The 1,633-nt window shown below is 36.6% G+C and carries 1 protein-coding gene; it reads right to left on the bottom strand.

The window, feature by feature from the left end; translation table 11 throughout:
• A partial coding sequence (locus tag AB5123_RS14285) for an IS1182 family transposase (RefSeq protein WP_368364995.1) occupies positions 1 to 1,547 on the bottom strand: 1,547 nt, incomplete at its 3' end.
• Positions 1,548 to 1,633: the final 86 nt, after the last annotated feature.

A 1,633-nucleotide genomic window follows, 5' to 3' on the forward strand; every position in this document is an offset into this window, starting at 1 on the left:
TTCAAGTGAAATTTATGCAGATTAAAACCACAGCAAATCATCGCAATTTCTAAATTCATGGCATTTAAGCCACGTCTTCTGGCTCTTGTGTATGACCGATTCCACTTGATGATACCATTTGCACCTTCAGATTGAATGCTTCTGTTCATTCTGAGAAGCGCTCCATGAATACAATTAAGATTGTCCAAAACTTCTTTGTGAAATGCAGTCAATTCTTCATTTATGCGAACTATGCGATTTCCCTTGCATTTGCAGCACTTTTCTTTATGAGAACAGTTTGCACATTCTTCACACTGATAGAATTCTTCTGTTCTCCCATATTTGTTTCCCTTTATGGGCCTGCTGTAAACGTAATGGAATTTTTTGTTGTTAGGACACGGCAGATCACCGTTTTCATCTATGCGGAAATTCACTGCTCTGTATGGATCATTATGGTATTTAATATTCTTGCTTTCTTTTTCATACATGGTAAATTTCATGTATTTTCCCATTCCGTGTTCTTCGCAGTACAGATAGTTGTTGAAGCTTCCATAGCCTGCGTCGGTAACTGGATATTCAGGATACTTTCCATATATTCTGTGGAATTTTTCCATAAGCGGCTTGAAGCAATCCATATCCGAGGCATACTGCTTTACGTCATATACGGCGATATACTCATCGCAAACGCCAAATTGTATGTTGTAACCTGGGAGCAGTTGATCGTTTCCCATATAGTCTTTTTTCATACGCATAAATGTTGCATCATGGTCTGTTTTGGAATAACTGTTTCGTTCATTGCCGCATATTTTTATGTGCTCTGCATACTTTTTTAGTCTCGCAATATAACTTGTAAGCTTATCATAATATCGCTGTTCTGGAGTTTTATGATGTCCACGTCCCCTGACAGCAGAAGCAGGATCAAAACCGCAAAGCTGTATATATTGCTTTAATATCTGTTCGAGATATTCGATGGCATATTCTTCGCGAACTCCAAATTTCACACCAAATGCGGCTATTCTTTTATTTATCTCACTTAACAGTTCTGTTATCTTTGCAAATACTTTCACGCGATTTTTCTCACAGCTCTTTTTCCATACCCAGCTGTATTTGTTGGCGTTGGCTGTGATCTTTGTTCCGTCTATGTACACATGATCCATATCTACGTTTTCTTGTTCAAATATGTAAGCATTGATGTCAGCGAATATCTCTTCTATTTTTCCGTTAAGCACATTGTTCATAAAATTGTCTATCGTCATATGGCTTGGCGGCGGTTCGTCCTGTAATAACCACATAAAGCGGATATCTGTTTTGCACAGCTTTTCTATTTTTCTTAATGATTCATAGCCATTTTCCATGAATGCGAACAGTATTACTTTTAGCAAAGTTTTTTCATCATATCTTGGTCTGCCTGTCCTGCGTTCCTCAGTCGTCAGGTATTTATTTAGGTCAATATGATCAATAACTTCACAAAATGTATATACCGGATCTGTTGTTTCAATAATTTTTTCAATTTCTATAGGAAATTTTAATTGATATGGTGTATTATATTCTTGTTGGTATTTTTTCATCAAATTTATTATACCACAAAAAAGACTGCTTTCCTACCCTTTTAAGGGTGGTTGCAGTCTTTTTTTATTGCGCGTTTTTTTACAGC

This window comes from Ruminococcus sp. RTP21204st1_B2_RTP21204_210225 (assembly GCF_040914135.1).
Lineage (GTDB): Bacteria > Bacillota > Clostridia > Oscillospirales > Ruminococcaceae > Hominimerdicola > Hominimerdicola aceti.